23 protein-coding genes and 1 pseudogene are annotated in these 26,740 nt (G+C 71.9%); 10 read left to right on the plus strand and 14 right to left on the minus strand.

Going from position 1 to position 26,740, the window contains the following annotated elements; all coding sequences use genetic code 11:
- Together ACFVX4_RS00125 and ACFVX4_RS00130 are read left to right on the plus strand one after the other, a co-directional pair.
- A partial coding sequence (locus tag ACFVX4_RS00125) for an acyl-CoA dehydrogenase family protein (protein ID WP_389970122.1) occupies positions 1-669 on the plus strand: 669 nt, incomplete at its 5' end.
- Positions 669-1,685, plus strand: coding sequence for an acyl-CoA dehydrogenase family protein (locus ACFVX4_RS00130; protein ID WP_389970125.1), 1,017 nt, complete (start codon positions 669-671; stop codon positions 1,683-1,685). The genes ACFVX4_RS00125 and ACFVX4_RS00130, both read left to right, overlap by 1 nt.
- Here ACFVX4_RS00130 and ACFVX4_RS00135 read toward each other — a convergent pair.
- The 3 genes from ACFVX4_RS00135 to ACFVX4_RS00145 form a co-directional block, all read right to left on the minus strand.
- On the minus strand, positions 1,665-2,171 hold the full coding sequence (locus ACFVX4_RS00135; protein ID WP_389970127.1) for a pyridoxamine 5'-phosphate oxidase family protein: 507 nt from the start codon (positions 2,169-2,171) through the stop codon (positions 1,665-1,667). The genes ACFVX4_RS00130 and ACFVX4_RS00135 overlap by 21 nt on opposite strands.
- Before the next feature lie 79 nt (positions 2,172-2,250).
- Positions 2,251-2,814 carry a HutD family protein gene (locus ACFVX4_RS00140; protein ID WP_389970131.1) on the minus strand — a complete coding sequence of 188 codons (564 nt, stop codon included), beginning with the start codon at positions 2,812-2,814 and terminating at the stop codon, positions 2,251-2,253.
- Positions 2,811-3,557: a vWA domain-containing protein gene (locus tag ACFVX4_RS00145; RefSeq protein WP_389970134.1), complete on the minus strand. Its 747-nt coding sequence runs from the start codon at positions 3,555-3,557 to the stop codon at positions 2,811-2,813. The genes ACFVX4_RS00140 and ACFVX4_RS00145 overlap by 4 nt, the downstream gene beginning before the upstream one ends.
- A 147-nt stretch (positions 3,558-3,704) precedes the next feature.
- Between ACFVX4_RS00145 and ACFVX4_RS00150 the strand changes: the two genes are divergently transcribed.
- Positions 3,705-4,628, plus strand: a complete 924-nt coding sequence (locus ACFVX4_RS00150; RefSeq protein WP_389970137.1) for a rhomboid family intramembrane serine protease — start codon at positions 3,705-3,707, stop codon at positions 4,626-4,628.
- Between the two features lie 153 nt (positions 4,629-4,781).
- Here the strand turns inward: ACFVX4_RS00150 and ACFVX4_RS00155 are convergent, their stop codons facing one another.
- From ACFVX4_RS00155 to ACFVX4_RS00165, 3 genes are all read right to left on the minus strand, one after another.
- Complete coding sequence (locus tag ACFVX4_RS00155; RefSeq protein WP_389970140.1) at positions 4,782-6,260, minus strand: glutamate synthase subunit beta; 1,479 nt, start codon at positions 6,258-6,260, stop codon at positions 4,782-4,784.
- On the minus strand, positions 6,253-10,845 hold the full coding sequence (gene gltB / locus ACFVX4_RS00160; RefSeq protein ID WP_389970143.1) for a glutamate synthase large subunit: 4,593 nt from the start codon (positions 10,843-10,845) through the stop codon (positions 6,253-6,255). Before gltB ends, ACFVX4_RS00155 begins: the two co-directional genes overlap by 8 nt.
- Before the next feature lie 415 nt (positions 10,846-11,260).
- Positions 11,261-11,995, minus strand: coding sequence for a VIT1/CCC1 transporter family protein (locus ACFVX4_RS00165; RefSeq protein ID WP_266420601.1), 735 nt, complete (start codon positions 11,993-11,995; stop codon positions 11,261-11,263).
- A gap of 267 nt (positions 11,996-12,262) precedes the next feature.
- Between ACFVX4_RS00165 and ACFVX4_RS00170 the strand changes: the two are divergent.
- The 7 genes and pseudogenes from ACFVX4_RS00170 to ACFVX4_RS00200 all read left to right on the plus strand — a co-directional run.
- Positions 12,263-13,324: pseudogene (locus ACFVX4_RS00170) on the plus strand (ADP-ribosylglycohydrolase family protein); the annotation flags it as partial.
- A gap of 270 nt (positions 13,325-13,594) precedes the next feature.
- Positions 13,595-14,761 carry an ADP-ribosylglycohydrolase family protein gene (locus ACFVX4_RS00175; protein WP_389972022.1) on the plus strand — a complete coding sequence of 389 codons (1,167 nt, stop codon included), beginning with the start codon at positions 13,595-13,597 and terminating at the stop codon, positions 14,759-14,761.
- A complete protein-coding gene (locus tag ACFVX4_RS00180; protein WP_389970146.1) occupies positions 14,703-15,890 on the plus strand; it encodes an ADP-ribosylglycohydrolase family protein in 1,188 nt (395 codons plus the stop codon). The genes ACFVX4_RS00175 and ACFVX4_RS00180 overlap by 59 nt, the downstream gene beginning before the upstream one ends.
- Entirely contained in the window at positions 15,887-17,260 is a 1,374-nt protein-coding gene (locus tag ACFVX4_RS00185; protein WP_389970149.1) for an ADP-ribosylglycohydrolase family protein, read from the plus strand. The genes ACFVX4_RS00180 and ACFVX4_RS00185 overlap by 4 nt, the downstream gene beginning before the upstream one ends.
- Positions 17,257-18,141 (plus strand): ribokinase, encoded by an 885-nt coding sequence (rbsK, locus tag ACFVX4_RS00190; protein ID WP_389970152.1) that lies wholly within the window; start codon positions 17,257-17,259, stop codon positions 18,139-18,141. Before ACFVX4_RS00185 ends, rbsK begins: the two co-directional genes overlap by 4 nt.
- Entirely contained in the window at positions 18,138-19,337 is a 1,200-nt protein-coding gene (locus ACFVX4_RS00195; RefSeq protein ID WP_389970155.1) for a CaiB/BaiF CoA transferase family protein, read from the plus strand. The genes rbsK and ACFVX4_RS00195 overlap by 4 nt, the downstream gene beginning before the upstream one ends.
- Complete coding sequence (locus ACFVX4_RS00200; RefSeq protein WP_389970158.1) at positions 19,334-20,158, plus strand: HpcH/HpaI aldolase/citrate lyase family protein; 825 nt, start codon at positions 19,334-19,336, stop codon at positions 20,156-20,158. Before ACFVX4_RS00195 ends, ACFVX4_RS00200 begins: the two co-directional genes overlap by 4 nt.
- Positions 20,159-20,221: 63 nt before the next feature.
- On the opposite strand, the gene lgt is transcribed toward ACFVX4_RS00200, so the two are convergent.
- The 8 genes from lgt to ACFVX4_RS00240 form a co-directional block, all read right to left on the minus strand.
- The gene (gene lgt / locus ACFVX4_RS00205) at positions 20,222-21,262 is read right to left on the minus strand and encodes a prolipoprotein diacylglyceryl transferase (protein ID WP_389970161.1); all 1,041 of its coding nucleotides are present in this window, start codon (positions 21,260-21,262) and stop codon (positions 20,222-20,224) included.
- Between the two features lie 110 nt (positions 21,263-21,372).
- Positions 21,373-22,197, minus strand: coding sequence for a thioredoxin domain-containing protein (locus tag ACFVX4_RS00210; protein WP_389970164.1), 825 nt, complete (start codon positions 22,195-22,197; stop codon positions 21,373-21,375).
- Positions 22,198-22,271: 74 nt separating this feature from the next.
- Entirely contained in the window at positions 22,272-23,084 is an 813-nt protein-coding gene (gene trpA / locus ACFVX4_RS00215; RefSeq protein ID WP_389970167.1) for a tryptophan synthase subunit alpha, read from the minus strand.
- A complete protein-coding gene (trpB, locus tag ACFVX4_RS00220) occupies positions 23,081-24,361 on the minus strand; it encodes a tryptophan synthase subunit beta (protein ID WP_389970170.1) in 1,281 nt (426 codons plus the stop codon). Before trpB ends, trpA begins: the two co-directional genes overlap by 4 nt.
- Before the next feature lie 137 nt (positions 24,362-24,498).
- Entirely contained in the window at positions 24,499-24,696 is a 198-nt protein-coding gene (trpM, locus tag ACFVX4_RS00225; protein ID WP_385327362.1) for a tryptophan biosynthesis modulator TrpM, read from the minus strand.
- Between the two features lie 26 nt (positions 24,697-24,722).
- Entirely contained in the window at positions 24,723-25,532 is an 810-nt protein-coding gene (gene trpC, locus ACFVX4_RS00230) for an indole-3-glycerol phosphate synthase TrpC (RefSeq protein ID WP_389970173.1), read from the minus strand.
- 115 nt (positions 25,533-25,647) lie between these two features.
- Positions 25,648-26,094 carry a DUF2752 domain-containing protein gene (locus ACFVX4_RS00235; RefSeq protein ID WP_389972025.1) on the minus strand — a complete coding sequence of 149 codons (447 nt, stop codon included), beginning with the start codon at positions 26,092-26,094 and terminating at the stop codon, positions 25,648-25,650.
- Between the two features lie 167 nt (positions 26,095-26,261).
- Positions 26,262-26,510, minus strand: a complete 249-nt coding sequence (locus ACFVX4_RS00240; protein WP_266420573.1) for an HGxxPAAW family protein — start codon at positions 26,508-26,510, stop codon at positions 26,262-26,264.
- Positions 26,511-26,740: the final 230 nt, after the last annotated feature.

Raw genomic sequence — 26,740 nt, forward strand, 5'->3', positions numbered from 1 at the left:
CTTTTTTCCTCGCGGTGCGTTCTCTCGGCTTGTCTTGTCGCGTTTCTCCGGAGAGACCCCAGGCCGCACCACGGGCTGACGTACCTGATGTTCGACCTGTCGGCGCCGGGCGTTTCGGTCCGGCCCATCGGGCGGCTCGACGGCAAGCCGGCCTTCGCCGAGCTGTTCCTGGACGAGGTGTTCGTACCGGACGAGGACGTCATCGGGGAGCCCGGACAGGGCTGGCGTATCGCCATGTCGACAACGGGCAACGAGCGTGGGCTGATGCTCCGCTCCCCCGGCCGCTTCCTGGCAGCCGCCGACCGGCTGACCGCGCTGTGGCGCACCCACGGCGATCCGTCGGACACGGCGATGCGGGACCGGGTGGCGGACGCGGTGATCGGGGCGCGCGCCTATCAGCTCTTCACCGGCGCCAACGCGTCCCGCTTCGCCGCCGGGGCGTCCATCGGCGCGGAGTCCAGCCTGAACAAGGTGTTCTGGTCCGAGTACGACATCGCGCTGCACGAGACCGCACTCGATCTGCTCGGCCCGGACGCGGAACTCGCCGCATCCGAGTGGGCCGAGGGCCACGTCTTCTCCCTCGCGGGCCCCATCTACGCCGGCACGAACGAGATCCAGCGCGACATCATCGCCGAGCGGCTGCTCGGCCTGCCGAAGGGACGGCGCTGATGCGTTTCCTGCTCGACGACGAGCAGCGGGAGTTCGCCCGCTCGCTGGACGCGATGCTGACCGCCTCGGACACTCCTTCGGTGGTACGGGCCTGGGCCGCCGGGGACCACGGCCCCGGCACGGCCCTGTGGGCGCGGCTGGCGGGAGCGGGGGTGTTCGCTCTCGCGGTACCGGAGGCGTACGAGGGCGTCGGCCAGCTGCCGGTGGAACTCGCGGTCGCCTTCACCGAGTTGGGGCGGCACGTGGTGCCTGGGCCGGTGGTGGAGACGGTCGCGGCCGCGGTGCTGCTGGCGGACGTGGGCGGCCCGGCGGCCGAGGAGTGGCTGCCCCGGCTGGCGTCCGGCGCGGCATCGGCGACGCTGCGGGTGGCGGGGTACGGGCCGTACGCGCTGGACGCGGACGCGGTGGACGCCGTGTTCACGGTGACCGGCGACGAATTGCGGCTCGCGCCGGGTCCCGGGGAGTTGAGCCTGTCGTCCGACCCGGCCCGTCGGTTGCTGCGCCCCGAGCCGGGCGGGGAGCTGCTCGCGTCGGGGGCCCGGGTGGCACAGGCGGCGGTGCGGGCCGCCCGTTGGGCGGCGTTCGCGACGGCCGCCCAGGCGCTCGGCACGGGCGAGGCGCTGCTGCGGACCACGGTCGCGTACGTCGGACAGCGCACCCAGTTCGGTACGGCCATCGGTTCCTTCCAGGCGGTCAAGCACCGGCTGGCGGACACCCTGATCGGGCTGGAGTTCGCCCGCCCGCTGCTGTACGGGGCGGCACTCGCGCTCGCCGGGGGCGCACCGGACGCCGGGGCTGCGGTGGCGGCGGCCAAGGTGACGGCGGGCGAGGCGGGGTACGCGGCGGCGCGGACCGCGCTGCAGTTGCACGGGGCGGTGGGGTACACGCAGGAGCTGGACCTGTCGCTGTGGCTGCGCAAGGCGCGCCCCCTGCGCGATGCGTGGGGGACGCCGGGGGCGTGCCGGGCGCGGGTGCTGGCCGACGGGCCGGCCGCGTCAGGAGACCTCGCCCATTGAGCCGTCGTCGTTGCCCCTCCGGAAGGTGCGCAGCGGGTGGCCGGGGCGCCATGCCTGGATGGCCAGGGTGTCGCCGCCTTCGAGACCGGTGCGTACCACCTCGGTCAGCTCCATGCGGAAGAGGTGGAAGGGTTCCGGTGGCTTCACCTCCTCGATGAAGCGGGCCAGCACGGCGGGGTCGGTCACCTCCACCGCGCGGCCGGAGATCCGGGCGTCCCCGTCGGTCATCTCGGCGTCCGGTCCGGGGTTGGCGTGCACCGCGAACCGTGGATCGCGCAGCAGGTCCAGCGCCTTGCGCGAGTTCGGCATCATGCCGAAGTACGGCTCACCCAGCCGGAAATCCACTTCGAGGCCGGTCACGCGCGGGGATCCGTCCTTGCGCAGGGTCGCCAGGACGTGGTGCTTGTACTGCTCGAAGCGGGTCCGGACGGTGTCGGCGAAGACCGGCTCCGCCGAGCGGAACTCTTCCCAGGAACTCGATGTCATGCGTCCATGGAACCCTGGAATCCCGACATCTTCTGTCTGCTTTTCCCGGCCGCACCCGATCGGCGGCTAGGGCCTGTCGTCATCCGGACGACAGGGTGATCAGCAGGGCCCAGCCATGGGTCCGCAGCACGCCCGGCGCCTCCTCCCGTGTCAACAGCGCGTCGTAGCGGTCGAGTTCGGCGTCCGAGCCGTCGAGCACCGCACCGTCCTCCAGCGCGATGGCCAGGGCCGCCCCGCCCGGGGGCGCCGCGAGCCGGACGGTGCCGCGCACCACCGCGACCGCCGCGACCGTCCGCCCCCTGCGGTACATCACATTGACGTTCACGACCGGGCCGCCGAGCAGTCTGCCGTCGGTCTCCAGGTCACCGGGGAAGTCGTGCGGCCAGTACGGCTCGTCGACGATGTGGTGCTCGCCGCCCACCATGAGGTCCATCCCGGCGCCCTCGACCACGGTCAGGGTCCGGTCGACGCCCGGGAACGAGGAGAACGGCCCGTCCTCGGCCACATCGGCGAGGCTGACCCGCCAGTCGAAGGCGTCCATCGGCGCGCCCTCGGGGTACGCCGCGATCTCCCGGGTGACTCCCCCGCCGTTCTTCCAGGGCGTGGCCGTGCGGTCGGCCGCCCGCAGCACCCGCGCCCTCACTTGACGATCCCCTGGGCCCTGGCCGCGGCCAGCCACTGCGGGAATTCGGCGACGAGCCGGTCGTACAGCTCGGCGTCCGGGACCTGTCGCGGGTCGGGTCCGGCGTGGAAGAAGCCGGCGTTGTCGACGGCGCGCTTGGCGGGTACGGTCAGCTCGTCGAGCTTGCGCAGGAAGTCGAACTGGTTGCTCCGCTTGTTGCCGAAGCCGATGAACTGCCAGAACAGGGGCAGTTTCGCCGCCTTGCAGAGATAGCGTTCCGCCGCGTGCTTGCTGATCGGGCCGCCGTCCGTCTGGAAGACGACGAGCGCGGGCGCGGTGGAGCCGCTGTCGATGTAGTGGTCGATGACGGCGTCCATGGCCAGGTGGTAGCTGGTCTTCCCCATGTGCCCGAGGCCCGCCACGACGGCGTCGACCCGGCCGCGGTGGTTGTCCAGGGCCATGTCGGTGACGGCGTCGACATCCGTGGAGAAGAGGACGAGGGGGACGCGGCCGTCGTCGTCCAGATGGGCGGAGAGCCCCAGCACCCGGTCCGCCAGGGCCTGGACGCTGCCGTCCTTGTAGTGCTCCCGCATGGAGCCGGAGTAGTCGAGCACCAGATAGACCGCGGCGCGCTCGCCGCTCATGCGGTGCTTGGTCAGCGAGACCGCGGCGCTCTTGTAGAGGCTGACCAGCGCGGGCGCGCACTCCTCCATCTTGCGGAGGCTGATGGCCGGACCTGGTGCGGCGACGGACGAGCCGGCCATGCGGATTCTCCGATCCTCGGCGTGTCGGGCATGTCGGAACCCTGAGCGTAAGCCACTCAGGTATGCCCCTGTCGGGCGGCGTTCGCTATCTTGATCTGCCGCCCCCCACCGGCCGCTCATGTCCGCCCACCCGTGAAGGAGCCTGCCGTGGACGCCGCGGTCACCACCTGTTACCGCCATCCGTCGTACGAGACGTATGTGAGCTGCACCCGCTGCGAACGCTTCATCTGCCCCGACTGCATGCGTGAGGCCGCGGTCGGCCACCACTGCGTGGAGTGCGTGAAGGAGGGGCAGCGTTCGGTCCGGCAGGCGCGCACGGTGTTCGGCGGTACGGTCCCGCGGTCCGCGGTGCCGCTCGTCACGTATGTGCTGATGGGCCTCAACATCGTGGCGTACCTGGGCGAGTTGGTCCGTCCGGGGATCGTCGACCGGTTCGCGATGCTCGGTGCGGGGCTGAACGGCCCGGACGGCGGACACTACGTCTACGAGGCCGGGGACTTCCCCGGCTTCGATGTGATCGGCGTGGTCGGCGGCGAGTGGTACCGGCTGCTGACCGGGGCCTTCCTGCATCTCCCACCGGGCGGATCGTCCCTGGGTTCGCTGCCGTTCGGGGTGCTGCACATCCTCCTCAACATGTACGCGCTGTGGAACCTGGGCCGGGTCGTGGAGGACCAGCTGGGCCGGGCCCGCTACCTCGCGCTGTACCTGCTGTCCGCGCTGGGCGGTTCGGTCCTGGTCTATCTCATCGCGCCGTCCGACGGCACGGTGGGCGCCTCGGGTGCGATCTTCGGTCTCGGGGCGGCGTTCTACGTCATCAACCGGCGGCTGGGCCGCGACATGCGGGCCGTGAACCGGTTCATGGCCGGCTTTCTGATCTGGATGCTGATCTCGGCCGGATTCGCCTCGTGGCAGGGCCACTTGGGCGGGCTCCTGACAGGCGGCATCGTCACCGTCGCGTACGCCTACGCCCCGGCGAAGCGCCGTACGACGGTTCAGGCCGCCGCGGCTGTGGTGGTGCTCGCCGTACTGGTGCTGCTGGTGGTGCTCAAGACGTCCGCGCTGACGGGCTGAGCCGGGGCAGGCCAGACCGGGGCAGGCCAGACCGGGGCAGGCCGGACCGGCCCCGGACGCGCCACGGCGCCTGCCGAATCGTCCGGTCGGGGACGGGCAGGCGCCGCGTTCAGTTCCGCACGCCGTTGTACGGGACGTCCTTGTGTGCCGTGATCAGACCGCCAGTGAACGGTCCGTCGGGCGGATCGGGGCCGGCAGGGCGCTGGCTCCGGTCAGGAAGCGGTCCACCCCGCGTGCCGCGGAGCGGCCCTCGGCGATGGCCCACACGATGAGGGACTGGCCGCGGCCGGCGTCACCGGCCACGAACACGCCGCCGACGTTGGTGGCGTAGTCCGCGTCGCGCGCGACATTGCCGCGCTCGTCCAGCTCCAGGCCGAACTGCTGGACCAGACCGTTGGCCTGGTCGGTGCCGGTGAAGCCCATGGCGAGTGTGACCAGCTGTGCGGGGATGCTCCGCTCGGTGCCGGGCTTCTGCTCCAGTTTACCGTCCTTGAACTCCACCTCGACCAGGTGCAGCGCCTGGACGTTGCCGACAGTCTGTCCCTCTTCGGGGGCGGAGCCCTCGAAGTGGGTGGTGGAAACGGAGTAGACCCTCTCGCCGCCCTCCTCGTGCGCGGAAGTGACCTTGTAGAGCATCGGGAAGGTCGGCCAGGGCTGGTTGGCGTTCCGGTCCTCACCGGGCCTCGGCATGATCTCCAGCTGGGTGACGGAGAGCGCGCCCTGACGGTGGGCGGTGCCGACGCAGTCGGCTCCGGTGTCGCCGCCGCCGATCACGACGACGTGCTTGCCCTCGGCGGTGATCGGGGAGACCGTCAGGTCGCCCTCCTGCACCTTGTTGGCCAGCGGCAGGTACTCCATGGCGAAGTGCACGCCGTTCAGCTCACGGCCCGGGACGGGCAGATCGCGCGAGACGGTGGCACCCGCGGCGATGACGACCGCGTCGTACCGGCGGCGGAGCTTGGCGGCGTCGATGTCCTTGCCGATCTCCGTCTCGGTGCGGAACTTGGTGCCTTCCGCGCGCATCTGCTCGATGCGGCGGTTGATGTGCGCCTTCTCCATCTTGAACTCGGGGATGCCGTACCGGAGAAGGCCTCCGATGCGGTCCGCGCGCTCGTAGACGGCGACCGTGTGGCCGGCCCGGGTCAGCTGCTGGGCCGCGGCGAGACCGGCCGGGCCCGAGCCGATCACGGCGACGGTCTTGCCGGAGAGCCGCTCGGGCGGCTGCGGGGTGACGTCGCCGCTGTCCCACGCCTTGTCGATGATGGAGACTTCGACGTTCTTGATGGTGACGGCCGGCTGGTTGATGCCGAGCACGCACGCCGACTCGCACGGGGCCGGGCAGAGCCGCCCGGTGAACTCCGGGAAGTTGTTCGTGGCGTGCAGGCGCTCGGACGCGGCCGACCAGTCCTCGCGGTAGGCGTAGTCGTTCCACTCGGGGATGAGGTTTCCGAGCGGGCAGCCGTTGTGGCAGAACGGGATGCCGCAGTCCATGCAGCGGCCGGCCTGCTTGCTGATGATCGGGAGCAGCGAGCCCGGAACGTAGACCTCGTTCCAGTCCCTGACGCGCTCGCCCACGGGGCGGGTCTCGGCGACCTCGCGCCCGGTGGTCAGGAAGCCCTTGGGGTCAGCCATTGGTCGCCGCCTCCATCATCTTCTCGGTGGTCTCCTGCTCGGAGAGACCGGCGAGCTCAGCGGCGTCCTTGGCGGCGAGCACTGCCTTGTAGGTGGACGGGATGATCTTGCTGAAGCGGGCCACCGCGGTGTCCCACCCGGCAAGCAGCTTCTCGGCGACCGTGGAACCGGTCTCCTCCTGGTGGCGGCGCACCACGTCGTGCAGCCACTGCTTGTCGGAGTCGGAGAGCTCCTCGACCGCGCCGAGGTTCCCGGCGTTGACGTTGTCGCGGTTGAGGTCGATGACGTACGCGACACCGCCCGACATGCCGGCCGCGAAGTTGCGTCCGGTCTCGCCGAGCACGACGGCGTGACCGCCGGTCATGTACTCGCAGCCGTGGTCGCCCACGCCTTCCGAGACGACCGTCGCGCCGGAGTTGCGGACGCAGAACCGCTCACCGGTGCGGCCGCGCAGGAACAGCTCGCCGCCGGTGGCGCCGTAGGCGATGGTGTTGCCCGCGATGGTGGAGTACTCGGCGAGGTGGTCGGCGCCGCGGTCCGGGCGGACGACGACCCGGCCGCCGGAGAGGCCCTTGCCGACGTAGTCGTTGGCGTCGCCCTCCAGCCGCAGCGTCACACCGCTCGGTACGAATGCGCCGAAGGACTGGCCGGCGGAGCCGGTGAAGGTGATGTCGATGGTGTCCTGCGGCAGACCGGCGCCGCCGAACTTCTTCGTCACCTCGTGGCCGAGCATGGTGCCGACGGTGCGGTTGATGTTGCGGATCGCGATCTGGGCCCGGACCGGCTGGGCGGTCTCGGCGCTGTCCGCGTTCAGGGCGTCGGCGGCGAGCCTGATCAGCTCGTTGTCGAGGGCCTTGGCCAGACCGTGGTCCTGCTCGATCCGCGCGTGGCGGACCGCGCCCTCGGGCAGCTCGGGGACGTGGAACAGCGGCTTCAGGTCGAGGCCCTGTGCCTTCCAGTGCGTGATCGCACGGTCGGTGTCGAGCAGCTCGGCGTGGCCGACGGCCTCTTCGATCGTACGGAAGCCCAGCTCGGCGAGGATCTCGCGGACCTCCTGGGCGATGAACTCGAAGAAGTTGACGACGTACTCGGCCTTGCCGGAGAAGCGGTCCCGCAGGACCGGGTTCTGCGTGGCGATGCCGACCGGGCAGGTGTCCAGGTGGCAGACGCGCATCATGACGCAGCCGGAGACGACGAGCGGCGCGGTCGCGAAACCGAACTCCTCGGCGCCCAGCAGCGCGGCGATGACCACGTCGCGGCCGGTCTTCAGCTGGCCGTCGGTCTGTACGACGATGCGGTCGCGCAGGCCGTTGAGCAGCAGCGTCTGCTGGGTCTCGGCGAGGCCGAGCTCCCAGGGGCCGCCCGCGTGCTTCAGGCTCGTCAGAGGAGAAGCACCGGTGCCGCCGTCGTGGCCGGAGATCAGGACGACGTCCGCGTGCGCCTTGGAGACACCGGCGGCGACCGTGCCGACACCGACCTCGGAGACCAGCTTCACGTGGATGCGGGCCGCCGGGTTGGCGTTCTTGAGGTCGTGGATCAGCTGGGCCAGGTCCTCGATGGAGTAGATGTCGTGGTGCGGCGGCGGCGAGATCAGACCGACGCCCGGGGTGGAGTGCCGGGTCCTGGCGACCCACGGGTAGACCTTGTGGCCGGGCAGCTGGCCGCCCTCGCCGGGCTTGGCGCCCTGCGCCATCTTGATCTGGATGTCGTCCGCGTTGACCAGGTACTCGCTGGTCACACCGAAGCGGCCGGAGGCGACCTGCTTGATGGACGAGCGGCGCGCCGGGTCGTAGAGCCGGTCGGCGTCCTCGCCGCCCTCACCGGTGTTGGACTTGCCGCCCAGCTGGTTCATGGCGATGGCGAGGGTCTCGTGCGCCTCGCGGGAGATCGAGCCGTACGACATGGCGCCGGTGGAGAAGCGCTTGACGATGTCGGAGACGGACTCGACCTCGTCGATGTCGATGGCCTCGCGGTCCGACCTGAAGCCGAACAGACCACGGAGCGTCATCAGGCGCTCGGACTGCTCGTTCACCCGGTCCGTGTACTTCTTGAAGATGTCGTAGCGCTTGTTGCGCGTGGCGTGCTGGAGGCGGAAGACCGTCTCCGGGTCGAACAGGTGCGGCTCGCCCTCGCGGCGCCACTGGTACTCGCCGCCGATCTCCAGCGCGCGGTGCGATGCGGAGATGCCGGAGGCGGGATAGCCCTTGGCGTGCCGGGCGGCGACCTCCTTGGCGATGACGTCGAGGCCGACGCCGCCGATCTTGGTGGCGGTGCCGTTGAAGTACTTCGCGACGAATTCCTCGTCCAGGCCGACGGCCTCGAAGACCTGGGCGCCCCGGTAGGAGGCGACCGTCGAGATGCCCATCTTGGACATGACCTTCAGGACGCCCTTGCCGAGCGCGTAGATCAGGTTCCGGATGGCCTTCTCGGGCTCGATGCCCTCGATGAACGTACCGGCGCGGACCAGGTCCTCGACGGACTCCATCGCGAGGTACGGGTTGACCGCGGCGGCGCCGTAGCCGATCAGCAGCGCGACGTGGTGGACCTCTCGGACGTCCCCGGCCTCGACCAGCAGACCCACCTGGGTGCGCTGCTTGGTGCGGATGAGGTGGTGGTGGACGGACGAGGTGAGCAGCAGCGACGGGATCGGGGCGTGCTCGGCGTCGGAGTGCCGGTCGGAGAGGACGACCAGGCGGGCGCCGTCCTCTATGGCGGCGTCGACCTCGGCGCAGATCTGCTCGATCCGCGCGGCGAGGGCTTCGCCGCCGCCGCCGACCCGGTAGAGGCCGGAGAGCGTGGCGGCCTTCATGCCCGGCATGTCGCCGTCGGCGTTGATGTGTATCAGCTTGGCCAGCTCGTCGTTGTCGATCACCGGGAACGGCAGCGTGACGCTGCGGCACGACGCGGCGGTCGGCTCCAGCAGGTTGCCCTGCGGGCCGAGCGTGGAGCGCAGCGAGGTGACGAGTTCCTCGCGGATGGCGTCCAGCGGCGGGTTGGTGACCTGCGCGAACAGCTGGGTGAAGTAGTCGAAGAGCAGCCGGGGGCGCTCGGACAGTGCGGCGATCGGCGAGTCCGTGCCCATGGAGCCGAGCGGCTCGCCGGCGGTGCGGGCCATCGGCGCGAGGATGACGCGGAGCTCTTCCTCGGTGTAGCCGAAGGTCTGCTGGCGGCGGGTGACGGAGGCGTGCGTGTGCACGATGTGCTCCCGCTCGGGGAGGTCCTCCAGCTCGATCTCGCCGGTCTCCAGCCACTCCTCGTACGGCTGTTCGGCGGCGAGGGCGGCCTTGATCTCGTCGTCCTCGATGATGCGGCCCTCGGCCGTGTCGACGAGGAACATCTTCCCGGGCTGGAGGCGGCCCTTGCGGACGACCTTCGCGGGGTCGATGTCCAGGACGCCGACCTCGGAGGAGAGCACGACGAGGCCGTCGTCGGTGACCCAGTAGCGGCCGGGGCGCAGACCGTTGCGGTCCAGGACCGCGCCGACCTGGGTGCCGTCGGTGAAGGTGACGCAGGCCGGGCCGTCCCAGGGCTCCATCATCGTGGAGTGGTACTGGTAGAAGGCGCGGCGGGCCGAATCCATGGAGTTCATCGATTCGGGGCTCTCCCACGCCTCGGGAACCATCATCAGCACCGAGTGCGGCAGCGAGCGGCCGCCGAGGTGGAGCAGCTCCAGGACCTCGTCGAAGGAGGCGGAGTCGGAGGCGTCGGGGGTGCAGACGGGGAAGATCCGGTCGAGCTGGGCCTCGCCGCTGTGTCCATCGTCGGCAGAGCCGAACAGGCTGGAGGCGAGCTGGGACTCGCGGGCCTTCATCCAGTTGCGGTTGCCCTTGACCGTGTTGATCTCGCCGTTGTGCGCGACGAAGCGGTACGGGTGGGCGAGCGGCCAGCTCGGGAAGGTGTTGGTGGAGAACCGTGAGTGGACCAGGGCGACCGCGGTGGCGAAGCGGCGGTCGGAGAGGTCCGGGAAGAACGGCTCCAGCTGCCCGGTGGTGAGCATGCCCTTGTAGACGATCGTGCGGGCGGAGAGCGAGGGGAAGTACACCCCGGCCTCCCGCTCGGCGCGCTTGCGCAGCACGAAGGCCTTGCGGTCGAGGGCGATGCCGGTGTTCTCGCCGTCGGCGACGAAGAGCTGACGGAACTCGGGCATGGTGGCGCGGGCGCCGTTGCCGAGGATGTCGGGGGTGACGGGGACCTGGCGCCAGCCGAGGACCTTGAGGCCCTCCTCGGCGGAGATCTTCTCCAGATTGCGGACGGCCTCGGTGGAGTCGTCGGCGGGCAGGAAGGCGATTCCGACGGCGTAGGCACCGGCCTCGGGGAGGTCGAAGGCGGCCTCCTCGCGCAGGAAGGCGTCCGGGACCTGGAGGAGGATCCCGGCGCCGTCGCCGGAGTCGGGCTCGGATCCGGTGGCGCCGCGGTGTTCGAGATTGCGCAGTACGGTCAGCGCCTGCTCGACCAGCTCATGGCTGGCCACACCGGTCAGAGTGGCCACGAACCCGACACCACAGGCGTCGTGCTCGTTACGGGGGTCGTACATCCCCTGCTGGGCGGGGCGACCGTCCATGGGCGACCAGGCGTCGGAACGCATCGGCTCTCCCGTCGTCGTCGTGGCATATGCAGTGCCGAGGGACGACGTTGGCCCTCTGCGAAATTTCGTGCAGGTTACATGATGGGGCGCTTCTCAAGAAGCGGATAGTTCGTTCCAACATACGGACACCGCCTGAGGCAGTGGGGGTGAGTCGCAGTCGGAAGATCGGCGCCCGGGGGGCCGCAGAGAGCAGGCGTCGTTGCCCACGGTGTCTACGGCTCATGCCCGGCGGCGAAGGAAATGAAACCGCCAGGTAACGGCTACTTATGTGTAGCGCCGCATAAGGACTCATTTTACGCTGGCAGGAGCCGTTCCGCCCAGTGGCGGTCACCAAGACGTACGTCACACGGATGGCGGACACGTTACGGGCAGGCACACCCGCCGCGCGGGTACGCCTGCCCGGACCTTCGAGGGGTCAGCTGCCGACAGCCACGCCGAACAACGTGCCCAGACCGTAGGTGATGGCCGCCGCGGCCCCGCCCAGCACCAGCTGACGCAGCCCGCTGTACAGCCAGCTGCGGGCCGTCACCCTGGCCACCACCGCGCCGCAGGCGAACAGCCCGACCAGCGCGAGCAGCACGGCCGGCCACAGCGCGCTCGCACCGAGCAGATACGGCAGCACGGGCAGCAGGGCACCCAGCGCGAACGCGCCGAACGACGACACCGCGGCGACGAGCGGCGAGGGCAGATCGCCCGGATCGATGCCCAGCTCCTCGCGGGCGTGTATCTCCAGGGCCTGCTCCGGGTCGCGCGACAGCTGCCGCGCGACCTCACGGGCAAGGCCGGGCTCGACGCCGCGGGACTCGTAGAGCTCGGCGAGCTCCCGCTCCTCGTCCTTGGGGTGCTTGCGCAACTCCCGCCGCTCGACGTCGAGTTCGGCCTCGACGAGCTCGCGCTGCGAGGCCACGGAGGTGTATTCGCCGGCCGCCATGGAAAACGCACCGGCGGCCAGGCCCGCCAGACCGGTGATCACGATCGTCTGCTGGGAGACGGAGCCTCCCGCGACGCCGGTCATCAGCGCGAGGTTGGAGACCAGCCCGTCCATGGCACCGAACACCGCCGGACGCAGCCAGCCGCCGTTCACGTCACGGTGGGTGTGGTTGTCGCGGTGCGCCTCGTGCAGTACGGCGTCGGTCTCGATGATGGACACAGCTCTCCCCTTCTCCGGCGGCGGAATCCACTCGCCCCGCCCCCGCTCGACACCATCGAAAGTACGCACGAAAAACGGCCCCCGCCAGCAAGGCAGGCCGTACTTACCACCCTCCGTGAGCAGGTAAGTACGGCCTGCCTTGCTATCTCTGAACCGTCATCCGACTGGCCCTTTTGTTGTGATTGTCGGCCTCTGTCGGGGCTCCGCGTGGGACAGATCGAGAAGGAAGTACGAGAACTGGCTCGGTGCGAGCGAAGGGTCGACGCGATGGAGTTGATCACAGGAAGTCCGGCGGATCCGCGGACGGGCGGCGCGGGCCGGACCGAGGCGCTCAGGGGGAACCTCGGTGACCGGGCCCGCGGCTCTCTGCTCGGTCTCGCGGTCGGGGACGCGCTGGGCGCGCCGGCGGAGAATCTGCGGCCGTCGGAGATCCGTCGCCGCTGGGGCCGGATCGAGGGCTTCGTGAGCGACGACCCCGCGGGCACGGACGACACGGAGTACGCGATCTTCTCCGGGCTGCTGCTCGCCCGGCACGGTTCCGCGCTGACCGTCACGCATGTGGAGCGGGCCTGGCATCTGTGGATCGCCGATCTCGACGAGGGGCAGTTCCGCGGTGCCGGGTTCAGCGAGCGGGGAACGCTGGAGAATCTGCGCCGGGGGCTCGCCGCCCCGATCTCCGCCCAGCACCGGCACGCCTGGAGCGACGGCCTGGCGATGCGGGCGGCGCCGTTCGGGGTCTTCGCGGCCGGCCGGCCGGACGAGGCGGCGCGGCTGGTCGGGGTGGACGGTCGGGTCAGCCATGACGGGGAGGGCATCTACGGCGGCCAGGCGGTGGCGGCCGGGGTGGCCGCCGCAATGGTGGGTGCCGGGGTCACGTCGGTGATCGCCGCCGCGCTGTCGGTCGTCCCCATGGACTCCTGGACGGCGCGTTCGCTGCGGCGCGCGGTGGCCGCCGCGCAGCGCAGCTACCCCGACCGGCTCACCATGGAACGCGCGGTGCGCTCCGCGGTGGTGGTCGGCGGCTACCCGTGGACGGACCTGGCGCCCGAGGCGGTGGGCCTGGCCTTCGGGGCGTTCGCGGCGGCCCGCGGCGACTTCCGTACGGCGGTGCTGACGGCGGTCAACATGGGCCGCGACGCGGACACCACGGCCGCGGTGGCGGGGGCCCTGGCCGGCGCCCTGCACGGGGCGTCCGCGATTCCGCGGCACTGGGGGGACGCGATCGGCCCGGTCCGGGGCAGCTGTCTGCCGGCCATGCGGGGTCACCACGTCCTGGACATCGCGGAGTTGCTCACCCCGGACGAGACGGACGGCGCGGGCTGCCCGGGCGGGGCGAGCGAGAACGCCACGCCGCGCGCGGATGGCGGCACCGACGACGAGGGCCCGGCCCGGCACCGTTCGCGTACGGACGCGGGATCGCCGCACCCGCGGCCTGCGGACGCCGACGCGGCCGAGACCCGGAACCGCCCGCCCACGAGCACCGGCACATCCCCGCACGACGCCCCCCGCACCCCCGCCTCCCCGGCCGCCCGTCCCCGTACCCGTCCCGGTCCCCGTACCCGTCCCGCCGCCGGGCACCGGGCCCGGATCGAGGGGCTGCTGCTCGGGCTCGCCTCCGGGGACGCCGCAGGATGGCCCGCCGCACGGCACCGGGCGGCCCGGATGCCCGAGTGGACCCGGCGGCTCACCCGCGAGCTCGACACCTTCGCCGAGCAGAACGCCACGACCACGCTGCCCGTCCCCATCGCGCTCAACCAGCCGCCCGAACCGCTTCGGCTCGGGCCCTCCGACGACGCCGAATGGGCGGCCTTCGCCGCCGGGACCCTGCTCACATCGGCAGCCGGTCCACTGCACGGGCTCTCCCCCGGACGCCGGATGCGGGCCGCCGTCGACGTCGCCTGGAACGCCCTGGCGGCCGAGGTCGCCGCGGCTGCCGCCCGTGCCCCCGAGGTCGAATCCGCGGTGCTCCCGCTGCGTGCCCGGATCTCGGTACGGGCCGGGCTCGGCAATCTCGCCGCCGGGCTGCGACCGCCCGCCACCGGCCACGACAACCCGCACTACTTCGACGACGCGGCCTGCGTACGGGCCGCCGTACTCGCCGTCGCCCACCCCGCGGACCCCGCCGCCGCCGCCGACCTCGCCGAGTTCGACGCGCGCTACACCCAGGACGGCGACGGGGTGCACGGGGCCCGCGCGATGGCGGCGGCGATCGCCGAGGCGCTGGGCGGTGCGGACGTGGACACCGCGGTGAACGCCGCGCTCGCCCAGCTGCCCGACGGCACGGAGATCGCCCGCAACGCCGCCCACGCCGTCCGGATCGCCCGTGACTTCGTCGGGGAGGCGGCGGGCGCCTTCGCCCTCGTACCGGTGCTGGAGCATCAGATCGTCGACCACGTCTACAGCTACGGGATCGCCGCCGCCGAGACCGTCCCGGTCGCCCTCGCCCTGGCCACCGCGGCCCGCGGTCAGATCGCCCAGGCCGTTCCCGCGGCGGCGTGCCTGTCGCGGGTGGCCGACTCGGCGCCCGCCCTGGCAGGCGCGCTGACCGGTGCGCTCGGCGGTATCGGCGCCGTCCCGGACGGCTGGCGCGAGGCCTGCCGCACCCTCGCGGGCTGTGCGCTGCCCCGTCTCGCGGGGACCGATCTCATCGAACTCGCCGGGCTGCTGGCAGACACGGAACCGAAGCCCCCGGGTGGACAATTCGGACATGACATCCACGATGCCCACGCGGTCCGAGGCCGGACCCAGGACACTCACACTCGATGAACGGATCACGGGCGCACTCGTCGGCGCCGCCGTCGGCGACGCGCTCGGCGGTCCGGTGGAGGGCCGGTCCCCCGAGCAGATCGTGGCCCGGCACGGCGGGCGGATCGACGGCATCGTGGGCCCGTGGGACGGCGAGAACTGGCGTACCGCGCGCCCCATCGCCCCGTACCACAAGGGCGACGGGCACGTCACCGACGACACCTTGATGACCCATGCGCTGGTGCGGGTGTACGGCGCCGTGCGCGACCATCTCGACGCCTACGCGGTCGCCGGGCATCTGGTGCCCGAGCTGATCTCGGGCCCCCGCTGGATCCCGGAGCTGGAGGCCGAGGCGCTGCCGCTCCAGCGGATCTTCCTCGCCGAGAAGTGGATCGTCGCCCGGCTGCACTACGGCCATGTCGATCCGCGCGAGGCGGGCAACGGAAACATCGTCAACTGCGGTGCGGCGATGTACATGGCCCCGGTCGGCCTGGTCAACGCCGCCCACCCGGAGGCCGCGTACGCCGAGGCGCTGGATGTCGCCGGTGCCCACCAGTCGAGTTACGGAAGGGAGGCGGCCGGGATCTTCGCGGCGGCCGTCGCCGCCGCCTGCGCCCCGGGCGCGACACCCGCCCACGTCGTCGACACCTGCCTGTCGCTCGCCAAGGACGGCACCCGGTCGGCGATCGAGGCGGTGTGCGAAGTGGCCGCCCGCCACAGCGACTTCGAGTCGGCGCTGACCCCGCTGCGCACCGCCGTCGCCCCCTTCGACACGGTCGGCCCCGACTACCGCGCCCCGTCCCTCGGCGCCCGCAGACCGTCCCGGCTGCATGCCATCGAGGAGCTCCCGATCGCGCTCGGCATGCTGCTCGTCGCGGACGGCGACTACCGGCACACGGTCCTCGGCTCGGTCAACTACGGCCGGGACTGCGACTCCATCGCCACGATGAGCGGCGCCGTCGCGGGGGCGCTCCACGGCGAGCGGACGATCCCCGCCACCTGGGTGAAAACGGTCGCCGAGGCCAGCCGCCTCGATCTGCACGCACCCGCGCGGACCCTGGCGGACGTCGCCCGCGAGGTGTTCGTACGGGACACGGCCCGCCGCCGCGCACACGAGTCGGCGTTCGCCGCGCTGGCGGGTACGCCATGACCGTACGGGTGACATGGGTGCAGCCCGAGGACCTCGTCGGGCACGAGCTGCGCCAGGCGGCCGAGGACGGGCGGGACGCACAGGCCGTCGCGCGCCGGTGGTACGAGGCGGGCGGCGCCCCCGCCCCGGAGCGCGCGGGCGCCTCCACCCCTCCGGCACCGGAGCTGCGCGCGCTCGCCGAGCGGCTGCTCGATGAACTCGCCCTGCTGGACTCGCCGTTGGAGATCGACGAACCGACGGAGCTGGCCGCGATCCGGGCCGCGTGCCCGGACTGGCCGGCGCCCCGCCCCGCCCCTACGCCGGTGAGCCGGGACCGGCTGCACGCCGCCTGGCTGGGCCGGGCGGCCGGCTGTCTGCTCGGCAAGCCCGTCGAGAAGCTGCCGCTGGACGGCATCCGCGCCCTGGCCCGCGCCACCGGCAACTGGCCGCTCACCACCTGGTTCACCGCCGAGGGACTACCCGCCCCACTGGCCGCCACCTACCCCTGGAACCGCCGCTCCGCACCCAACTCGCTGGCCGAGAACATCGACGGCATGCCCGAGGACGACGACCTCAACTACCCCCTGCTGACCGTGCTGTTGCTCCAGCGGTACGGTCCGTCCTTCACCACCGGCGATCTCGCGAGGCTCTGGCTCGACGAGCTCCCGGCCGGCCGCACGTTCACCGCCGAGCGGGTCGCGTACCGCAATCTGCTGGACGGCATCGAGCCCCCGCACACCGCCCGGTACCGCAATCCGTTCCGGGAGTGGATCGGCGCGCAGATCCGGGCCGATGTGCATGGCTGGACCCACCCGGGCGACCTGTCGGCCGCGGCGGAGCAGGCGCACCGGGACGCCGTGCTCAGCCACACCGCCAACGGGGTGTACGGGGCGATGTTCACCGCCGCGGCACTCGCCGAGGCGGCCGGGGGCGAGAGCGATGTGCACGGGTGCCTGGCCGCCGGGCTGCGGGTCGTACCGCCGCGTTCGCGCTTCGCGCAGGCCGTGCTCTTCGGTGTCGCGGCAGCCCGCGGCAGCGCCGATTTCGACGCGGTGGCGGACCGGCTGCACGCCGAGTACGGCGGGTACCACTGGGTCCACGTACTGCCCAACGCCGCGCTGCTCGCCGCCGCCCTCACCCATGCCGGCGGCGACTTCTCGCTCTCCATCTGCCGCGCGGTGTCGGGAGGCTGGGACACCGACTCCAACGGTGCGACCGCCGGTTCGCTCGCCGGGCTGCTGGCCGGGGCCCCGGAGCGGCTGCCCGACCACTGGACCATCCCGCTGAAGAACCGCCTCGCCTCGTCCGTACCCGGTTTCGACTCCATCGGCTTCGACGCACTCGCCGAACAGACCCACCGGCTCACCCAGAAGGAGGCACTGTGCCCATGACCGGCATCGCGGTGCTCGGCAGCACCAATATGGATCTCGTCGCCTACGTCGCACGGACTCCGGAGCGCGGAGAGACCGTCACCGGACGGGAGTTCCGCACCGTCCCGGGCGGCAAGGGCGCCAACCAGGCCGTCGCCGCGGCCCGCGCGGGCGGCGACGTGCTGATGATCGGCGCGGTGGGCGACGACGAGTACGGCACCCGGCTGCGGTCGAACCTGGAGCACGCGGGCGTCGACACCGATCTGCTGCACACCGTCGAGGGCCCCAGCGGTACCGCGCACATCGTCGTCGACGACACGGGTGCCAACTCCATCGTGGTGGTCCCCGGTGCCAACGGCACCATCACTACCCTCGGCCCCGGCGAGATGGCCGCCATCGCGGGCGCCGATCTGCTGCTCCTCCAGCTGGAGCTGCCGCTGTCCGCGGTGATCGAGGGCGCGCGAGTGGCCCATGCCCAGGGCGTACGGACCATCCTCGCCCCGTCCCCCGTACAGCCCCTGCCGTCCGAACTCCTCGACCGCGTCGATCTGTTGGTCCCCAACGAGCACGAGGCGGCGGCGCTCTCCGGTTTCACCGACCCTCATGCGGCGGCGCAGTACCTGCTCGGTCAGGTCCCCGCGGTCGTCATCACGCTCGGCGCGAAGGGCTGTCTGTACGCGGCCCGGGGCGGCGAGCCCGTCCTCTTCCCCGCCCCCGAGGTCACCGCCGTCGACACCACGGGGGCGGGCGACACCTTCGTCGGCACGCTCGCCGTCGCGCTCGGCGAGCGACGGTCCGTACCGGAGTCGCTGGCCTGGGCGTCGTCGGCCGCCGCGCTCTGCGTGCAGCGGCCGGGCGCCTCGACCTCCATGCCGTACCGCAACGAGATCGACGCCGCGTGAACGCGCCCGCGCAGGCCCCCCTGACCGGGCTGCGGGTCGTCGACCTCGCCACGCTCTTCGCCGGTCCGCTCTCCGCCACCATGCTCGGCGACTTCGGCGCCGAGGTGATCAAGGTCGAGCATCCGCGCAGGCCCGACCCCTCGCGCGGGCACGGCCCCACGAAGGACGGCGTCGGCCTGTGGTGGAAGCTGCTCGGCCGCAACAAGCGCAATCTGACCCTCGATCTGTCCAGTCCCGGCGGCCGTGACGTCCTGCTCCGGCTGGCCGCCGAAACCGATGTGATCATCGAGAACTTCCGGCCCGGGACGCTGGAGCGCTGGGGTCTCGGCTGGGCGGAGCTGCACGCGGTCAACCCGCGGCTGGTCCTGGTCCGGGTCACCGGTTTCGGGCAGTTCGGCCCGTACGCGCACCGCCCCGGCTTCGGCACCCTGGCCGAGGCGATGAGCGGGTTCGCCGCGATCACCGGGGAGCCGGACGGGCCGCCCACGCTGCCGCCGTTCGGGCTCGCCGACTCGATCGCGGCGCTGGCCACCGCGTACGCCGTGATGGCCGCGCTCGCCGGGCGCGAGCGCACCGGGGAGGGGCAGGTCGTCGACATGGCGATCATCGAGCCGATCCTGACCGTGCTCGGCCCGCAGCCCATCTGGTACGACCAGCTCGGCTACGTACAGCCGCGCACCGGCAACCGCTCCCGGAACAACGCCCCGCGCAACACCTACCGCACCTCGGACGGGCACTGGGTCGCGGTCTCCACCTCCGCGCAGTCGATCGCCGAGCGGGTGATGCACCTGGTCGGCCGGGCCGAGCTGATCGAGGAAGCCTGGTTCGCCTCCGGCACCACCCGCGCCGAGCACGCCGACGAGCTCGACGAGGCGGTCAACAACTGGATCGCCCGGCACACCCGGGAGGAGGCGGTCTCTGCCTTCGAGAAGGCGGAGGCGGCCATCGCGCCCATCCACGACATCCAGGACGTGATGGCGGACCCGCAGTACCGGGCGCTGGACTCGGTCACCGAGGTCGACGACCCGGAGCTGGGTCCGCTGAGGATGCAGAACGTGCTGTTCCGGCTCTCGGCGACGCCGGGCGCGATCCGCTGGGCGGGCCGGCCGCACGGCGCGGACACCGAGGAGATCCTCACCGGACTGGGTCTGTCGGCCCCGGAGATCGCCGCGCTGCGGGCGGAGCGGGTCCTGTGACGACGACGGTCCCGCTCACCTGGCTGTACGTCCCCGGGGACCGGCCGGAGGTGGTGCGCAAGGCGCGGGATTCGGGCGCGGACGTGGTGATCGTGGATCTGGAGGACGCCGTGGCGCCGGACCGCAAGGAGTACGCGCGCTCGGCCACCGCCGAGCTGCTGTCCGAGGCGCCCGGGGACGCCGCCGTGCCGATCCATGTCCGGGTCCACACCGAGGCGGACGTCCTCGCCCTGGCCGGGCTGCCGGGACTCACCGAGCTGCGGCTGCCCAAGATCACGCATGCGGCGTCCGTCCATCACATCGCGGCCGTGGCGCCGGGGGTCGCGCTCTGTCCGCTGCTGGAGTCTGCTCTCGGCATCGAGCACGCGTACTCGGTCGCCGCCTCCCATCCCCAGGTGCGCTCCATCGCCCTCGGCGAGGCGGACCTCCGGGCCGATCTGGGGGTCCGGGACGACGCCGGGCTCGACTGGTCGCGCAGCCGGGTGGTGGTCGCCGCCCGCGCGGCCGGACTCGCCCCGCCCGCCCAGTCGGTGTTCCCGGACGTCCGGGACCTGGACGGTCTGTGGGCGTCCTGCGCGCACGGCCGTGCGCTGGGCTTCCTGGGCCGGGCGGCGATCCATCCCCGCCAGCTCCCGGTCATCGAGCGGGCGTTCCGGCCGACGCCGCAGGAGGTCGAGGCGGCGGCGGAGATCGTGGCGGCGGCCGTGGCGGACGAGGGTGCGCTGGCCCTGCCGGACGGCCGGTTCGTCGACGCGGCGGTGGTGGCCTCGGCCCGCAGGACGCTGGCGCTGGCCGGTGAATCGAGCCCGTCCGGGGACTGAGGACCCATGCGAAGGGGCCCCGGACCAGTCGGTCCGGGGCCCCTTCGCATGGGTTCACACGGCTCAGCCGTTCTTGGCCGCCTCCGCGGCGCCGTCCTTCTCCGGTGTCCTGGCGTCATCCGCGCGCTCGGCATCGCCGTCGGCCTTCGGACCCTTGTCCGCGTCGCCCTTGGTCTCCTCGGCGGCCTCGACACCCTCGGCATCGGCGGCGTCCGCCGTGTCCTCGGCATCGGCGGCGTCCGCCGTGTCCTCAGCGTCCGCCGTGTCCTCAGCGTCCGCCGCGTCCTCAGCGGCCCCCGGCTCCACGACCTCCTCGCGCCCCGGCCGTACCTTCGCCGAGATCACGATGTACACGACGGCCAGCACGAACACGATCAGCGCGGTCCACACGTTCAGGCGCAGGCCCAGGATGTGGTGGGCCTCGTCGACCCGCATGTACTCGATCCAGCCCCGCCCCGCGCAGTACGCGGCGACGTACAGGGCGAACGCCCGGCCGTGCCCGAGCTTGAAGCGGCGGTCCGCCCAGATCACCAGGAGGGCGACGCCGATGCACCACAGCGACTCGTAGAGGAACGTCGGGTGGTAGGTGCCGGCGACCCGGTTGGGGCCCTCGCTGATCTTCAGCGCCCACGGCAGATCGGTCGGCTTGCCGTACAGCTCCTGGTTGAACCAGTTGCCCCAGCGGCCGCAGGCCTGGGCCAGGGCGATGCCGGGGGCGAGCGCGTCGGCCCAGGCGGGCAGCGGGATCCCGCGGCGGCGGCAGCCGATCCAGGCGCCGACGGCACCGAGCGCGATCGCGCCCCAGATGCCGAGGCCGCCCTGCCAGATCTTGAAGGCGTCGACCCAGTTCTGACCGTCGCTGAAGTACAGCTGGTAGTCGGTGATGACGTGGTAGAGCCGGCCACCGACGAGGCCGAAGGGCACGGCCCAGACGGCGATGTCGGCAACCGTGCCGGATCTGCCTCCCCGGGCGACCCAGCGCTTGTTGCCGAACCAGACGGCGACGAAGACACCGATGATGATGCAGAACGCGTAGCCGCGGAGCGGGATCGGGCCGAGATCGATCACGCCGGTCGACGGGCTGGGAATGAAGGCAAGGTCCATGGCAAGGTCGACGCTACCTTGCCGGGTGGGGCGTACGGCAACCCACCCGACAACGTATGGGTAACGGGCAGGTCATCGATTCCCCTTGCCGGACTCCGCCCGGGGAGCGGTCAGGAGCCCGACGGGGCCGGGGTGACCGTGCCCGGCTTCTTGCCCTTGTTGGCCTCGGCCACCCACTTCTTCAGATTCGCCGCGGTGATCGGCTCGTTCCCCTTCTTCGGGAAGATCGATTCCCCGTTGAGCAGCGCGCTCGGTGTGCCCTGGAATCCGCCGTTCTGGAACGCCGTGTTGGACTTCTTGACCCAGCTGTCGTGCTTGCCGTCGTCCACACAGCTGCGGAAACCCGGGGTGTCGAGTCCCGGGACCTTCCCCGAGAGCTCGATCAGCTTGGCGTTGTCGCCGAAGGCGTCGTCGGTCTCCTGCGGCTGGTTGCGGTAGAGCACGTCGTGGTACGCGGGGAACTCGCCGGCGTCCTGGGCGCAGGCCGCCGCGTTGGCCGCGCGCAGCGAGCCGCTGCCGCCGAGATTGCCGTCGATGATCGTGGCGAGGTGGTACTCGACCTTGACCTGTCCGGTGCTCTCCAGCTGGTGGATCGTGTCGCGGAACGCGTTCTCGAACTGGGCGCAGACCGGGCAGCGGAAATCCTCCCAGATGGTGAGCGTGGACGGGGCGTTGTCCGCGCCGACCCCGATGGCCAGGCTGTCCTTCCCGATCGCGCCGGACGGTGCGACGGCGGGGCCCGCCTCGCTCTTGTCGCTCTTGCCGCCCGAATTCGCGGCGATCACGCCGACGACGGCGGCCAGCGCCAGCACACCCACCACCGCACTGGTGACGATCAGCGTGCGCCTGCGGCGCTCGCTCGCCCTCTGGCGCTCGCGCTGCTGGACGAGCCGGTCTCGCGCGGCCCTTTTTCCCTGTTCGTTCTTCTCGCTCACACCCGCAGCAACGAACCGGGGAGGCACGTGCGTGCCTCCCCGGTCCAGGTCCACCCGTTTGGGTTACACCCGATTCAGCGCTTTCGAACGCCTTCGGCGAGTTCGCCCGCCAGGGAGCGGACGGCGGCCAGGCCGGCCGCCTCGTCGGGGGCGTCCAGCATCGCCTTGACGAAGGCGGAGCCGACGATCACCCCGTCGGCGAAGCCCGCCACCTCGGCGGCCTGCCGGGCGTTGGAGACGCCCAGGCCGACGCAGACCGGCAGGGCCGTCGTCGCGCGGGTGCGCCGGACCAGGTCCTGGGCCTGGTCGCCGACCGACTCGCGGGTGCCGGTGACACCCATCAGCGAGGCCGCGTAGACGAAGCCGGAGCCGGCCGCGGTGATGGTGGCGAGGCGCTCGTCCTTGCTGCTCGGCGCGACGACGAAGACGGTCGCGAGACCGTGCTTGTCGGCGTGCTCGCGCCACAGCGCGGACTCCTGGACCGGCAGGTCGGGCAGGATGCACCCGGCGCCGCCCGCCTCGGCGAGCTCGGCGGTGAAGCGCTCGACGCCGTACCGGTCGATCGGGTTCCAGTACGTCATGACGAGGATCGGGACACCGGTCGCCTCGTACGCCTCACGGACCGTGCGCATCACGTCGGCGATCCGCACACCGCCGCGCAGGGCGATGTCGTCGGCGGTCTGGATGACCGGTCCGTCGAGCACCGGGTCGCTGTGCGGCAGGCCCACCTCGACGATGTCCGCGCCACCCGCCACGACCGCCTTCACGGCCTCGATGCCGCCGTCGACGGTCGGGAATCCGGCCGGGAGGTACGCGATGAGCGCGGCCCGGTCCTCCGCCTTCGCCTGCGCGAGGGAGGCACTCAACAGCTCCACATTGCCGCTCACTTGGTGACCTCCTCTTCCCCGTCGGCCACATCGGCCTCGACGACCCCGTCGGTCTCGTCGTACAGCCCGAAGTAGCGGGCTGCGGTGTCCATGTCCTTGTCGCCGCGGCCGGACAGATTGACCACGATCAGCCCGTCCTTGCCGAGCTCCTTGCCGACCTCCAGGGCTCCGGCCAGCGCATGGGCGCTCTCGATGGCCGGAATGATCCCTTCGGTGCGGGAGAGGAGGCGCAGCGACTGCATGGCGGCGTCGTCGGTGACCGCGCGGTACTCGCCGCGGCCGATGTCCTTGAGGTACGAGTGCTCCGGGCCGATGCCCGGGTAGTCGAGACCGGCCGAGATGGAGTACGGCTCGGTGATCTGGCCCTCGTCGTCCTGGAGGACGTAACTGCGCGAGCCGTGCAGGATGCCGGGCTCGCCCGCGGTCAGGGTCGCCGCGTGCTCGCCGGTCTCCACGCCGTGTCCGGCGGGCTCGCAGCCGATCAGCCGGACGCGGGCGTCCGGGATGAAGGCGTGGAAGAGCCCGATGGCGTTGGAGCCGCCGCCGACGCAGGCGATGGCGGCGTCCGGCAGCCGGCCGGTCCGCTCCAGGATCTGGCGGCGGGCCTCGACCCCGATGACCCGGTGGAAGTCGCGGACCATGGCCGGGAAGGGGTGCGGTCCCGCGACGGTGCCGAAGAGGTAGTGCGTGCGGTCCACATTGGCGACCCAGTCGCGGAACGCCTCGTTGATGGCGTCCTTCAGGGTCCTGGAGCCGGACTTCACGGCGATGACCTCGGCGCCGAGCATCCGCATCCGCGCCACGTTCAGCGCCTGCCGCTCGGTGTCGATCTCACCCATGTAGATGGTGCATTCGAGGCCGAAGAGCGCGCAGGCGGTCGCGGTGGCGACGCCGTGCTGGCCGGCGCCGGTCTCGGCGATGACCCGGGTCTTTCCCATGCGCTTGGTGAGCAGCGCCTGGCCCAGCACGTTGTTGATCTTGTGCGAGCCGGTGTGGTTGAGGTCCTCGCGCTTGAGGAAGATCCGGGCGCCGCCCGCGTGCTCCGCGAAGCGCGGGACCTCGGTCAGCGCGCTGGGCCGGCCGGTGTAGTTGACCATGAGCTCGTTGAGCTCGGCGGCGAAGGCCGGGTCGGCCTTGGCCTTGTCGTACTCGACGGCGACCTCGTCCACGGCGGCGACGAGCGCCTCCGGGATGAACTTGCCGCCGAACGCACCGAAGTACCCCTCGGCGCTGGGGATCAGACCCTCCGGGTCCGGAATGAAGAAGTCAGATGACATCCGACGTGCTCCTCGACATCGCAATGGGTGGGTTCACCGTATGCGCCGTGAGCGGAGCACCACCGCGACCGGCGATCGGTCGGGCGGTGCGGTCGTACGTACGACGGGAGTGGTGCGGGTACGTCGGCCGGGGCTCGCTACAGCGCGGACCCCGTGCGCCATCGCATGCCGTTGACCTGGCCGGGCTCGTCGCCGATCACGTACCGCACCCGCCGGCCGTGCACACGGCGCGCCGGGGCGCGGCAGCCGCGGGGGCGGCAGCCGCGTGCCAGCGGGGCGTGCGGGACCCGGGCCGTCGCTCCGGTGGGGCGCAGGCCCCGCCGGGGACGGAACACGGGGCGTTCGGCGGACACGGGTCGGGTCAGCCCCGTCCGTGCCGGAGCGCCGGGTGGGCGCCGGCGGCGACCAGGTCGGCGACGGCGGCCCGCGGGTCGCGGCCGGTGACCAGCGACTCGCCCACGAGCACCGCGTCGGCGCCCGCGTTGGCGTACGCGATCAGGTCGTGCGGGCCGCGGACACCGGACTCGGCGACCCGGACGATGTGGGACGGGATCTCGGGGGCGACGCGCTCGAAGGTGGAGCGGTCGACCTTGAGGTCCTTCAGGTTGCGCGCGTTGACACCGATGACCTTCGCCCCGGCGTCCACGGCACGCTCCGCCTCCTCCTCGTCGTGCACCTCGACCAGCGGCGTCAGGCCGATGGACTCGGCGCGCTCGATCAGGGAGACCAGGGCCTCCTGGTCGAGGGCGGCGACGATCAGCAGGGCGAGGTCGGCGCCGTAGGCGCGGGCCTCCCAGAGCTGGTACGAGGTGACGATGAAGTCCTTGCGCAGGACCGGGATGTCGACCTTGGCGCGGACGGCCTCCAGGTCGGCGAGCGAACCGCCGAAGCGGCGCTCCTCGGTGAGGACCGAGATGACGGACGCGCCGCCCGCCTCGTAGTCCGCGGCGAGCGCGGCCGGGTCGGCGATGGCGGCCAGGGCCCCCTTGGAGGGGCTGGAACGCTTGACCTCGCAGATGACGGTCACGCCCTCGCCACGCAGGGCGGCGACTCCGTCCTTGGCTCCGGGAGCGCGCGCGGCGCGTTCCTTCAGCTCGTCGAGGCTGACACGCGCCTGCCGCTCTGCGAGGTCGGCGCGTACGCCGTCGATGATCTCGTCGAGCACACTCACGCGAGCGGCCCCCTTCCGGGACGGTGATGAGGGAACAGGATCAGCCATGTCAATGCTATCCGCAGGAGGGCGAAGGGCCCGAATCCGGTGGGTGAATGTCCCAATACCTGGGCATTCAAGGGGCCAGATCGGAGCCGATCGGTAGATTCCGGACGACCGAGAAGATCAGCAGTACGGCCCCGATCCCCCACCAGACGACGGGTTTCGCCGCGAGGCTCATGGGCCTGCCCCGGGCGGCCCGGACCATCCAGACCGCCCACAGGACGGCGAAGACCGCGTAGCCGACGACGGCGAGCGCGTTGGAGCCGAGGGCGGCGGCGATGTCGCCGTGCGCGACGGCGTGGGCGCTGCGCAGGCCCCCGCAGCCCGGACAGTAGAGCCCGGTGAACCGGAGCAGCGGGCAGAGCGGGTAGTGGCCGGGCTGGTTGGGGTCGACGGCACCGACGTAGCCGAACGCACCGACGACGACGGCCATGACGCCCACCGGAGTGGCCAGCCGCCGGACGCGCGAGACGGGTACGGGGGCCGGGGAGAAGACCGGCGGGGACGGATGGCCGGACATGGGCGGCTGTCCGGTCATCGGCAGGCCGGGACCGGGCCCGGGGACCGGGGCCGGTGCTGCGGCGGCGGGGGTAGGCGATGCGTCCACCCGGTGATTGTCCCCGCTGACGCGGAAAGGCGCAGCCCGGAGCGGGCTGCGCCTCGCATGTGTACGGGTGCCGCGTGGCGTCAGGAGACCTGGGCCTGTGCGGCGCGGGCCCGTGCCTGGGCCATCTCCGCGGACTCCTTCGGCATGCCGAGGCCCGCGGCCTTCATCGCGAGGCCGACGACCCCGCCGAGGAGGACGACGGCGATTCCGGCCCAGAAGCCGACGGGATTGGCCGCGACCATGAAGACGCCTGCGACGCAGAAGCCGATGAAGGAGATGATGACACCGGTCCAGGCGGCCGGGGTGTGTCCGTGGCTGCTGCCCGCCATGAGTTGCTCCTTGTTGGTGATGCGCTGTGGGATCGCTGTACGCAAAGCTGGTGCTGCTGTGCTGAGAGCTCGGCTTCATTGTCCCGTACGTACGGGTAGGAGGTGAGCTGGGGGTCTCCTAGGCCTTGTCTGCCAAAACCCCCCGCCTCCCCCCCCCCGCCCCCCCCAGCCCCCCAAACCCCATCCCCGCCCAGCCCAACCTCCCTCCTTCTCTTCTCCTCCCCCCCGCC

Source organism: Streptomyces sp. NPDC058240, from assembly GCF_042882135.1.
Classification (GTDB): Bacteria; Actinomycetota; Actinomycetes; order Streptomycetales; family Streptomycetaceae; genus Streptomyces.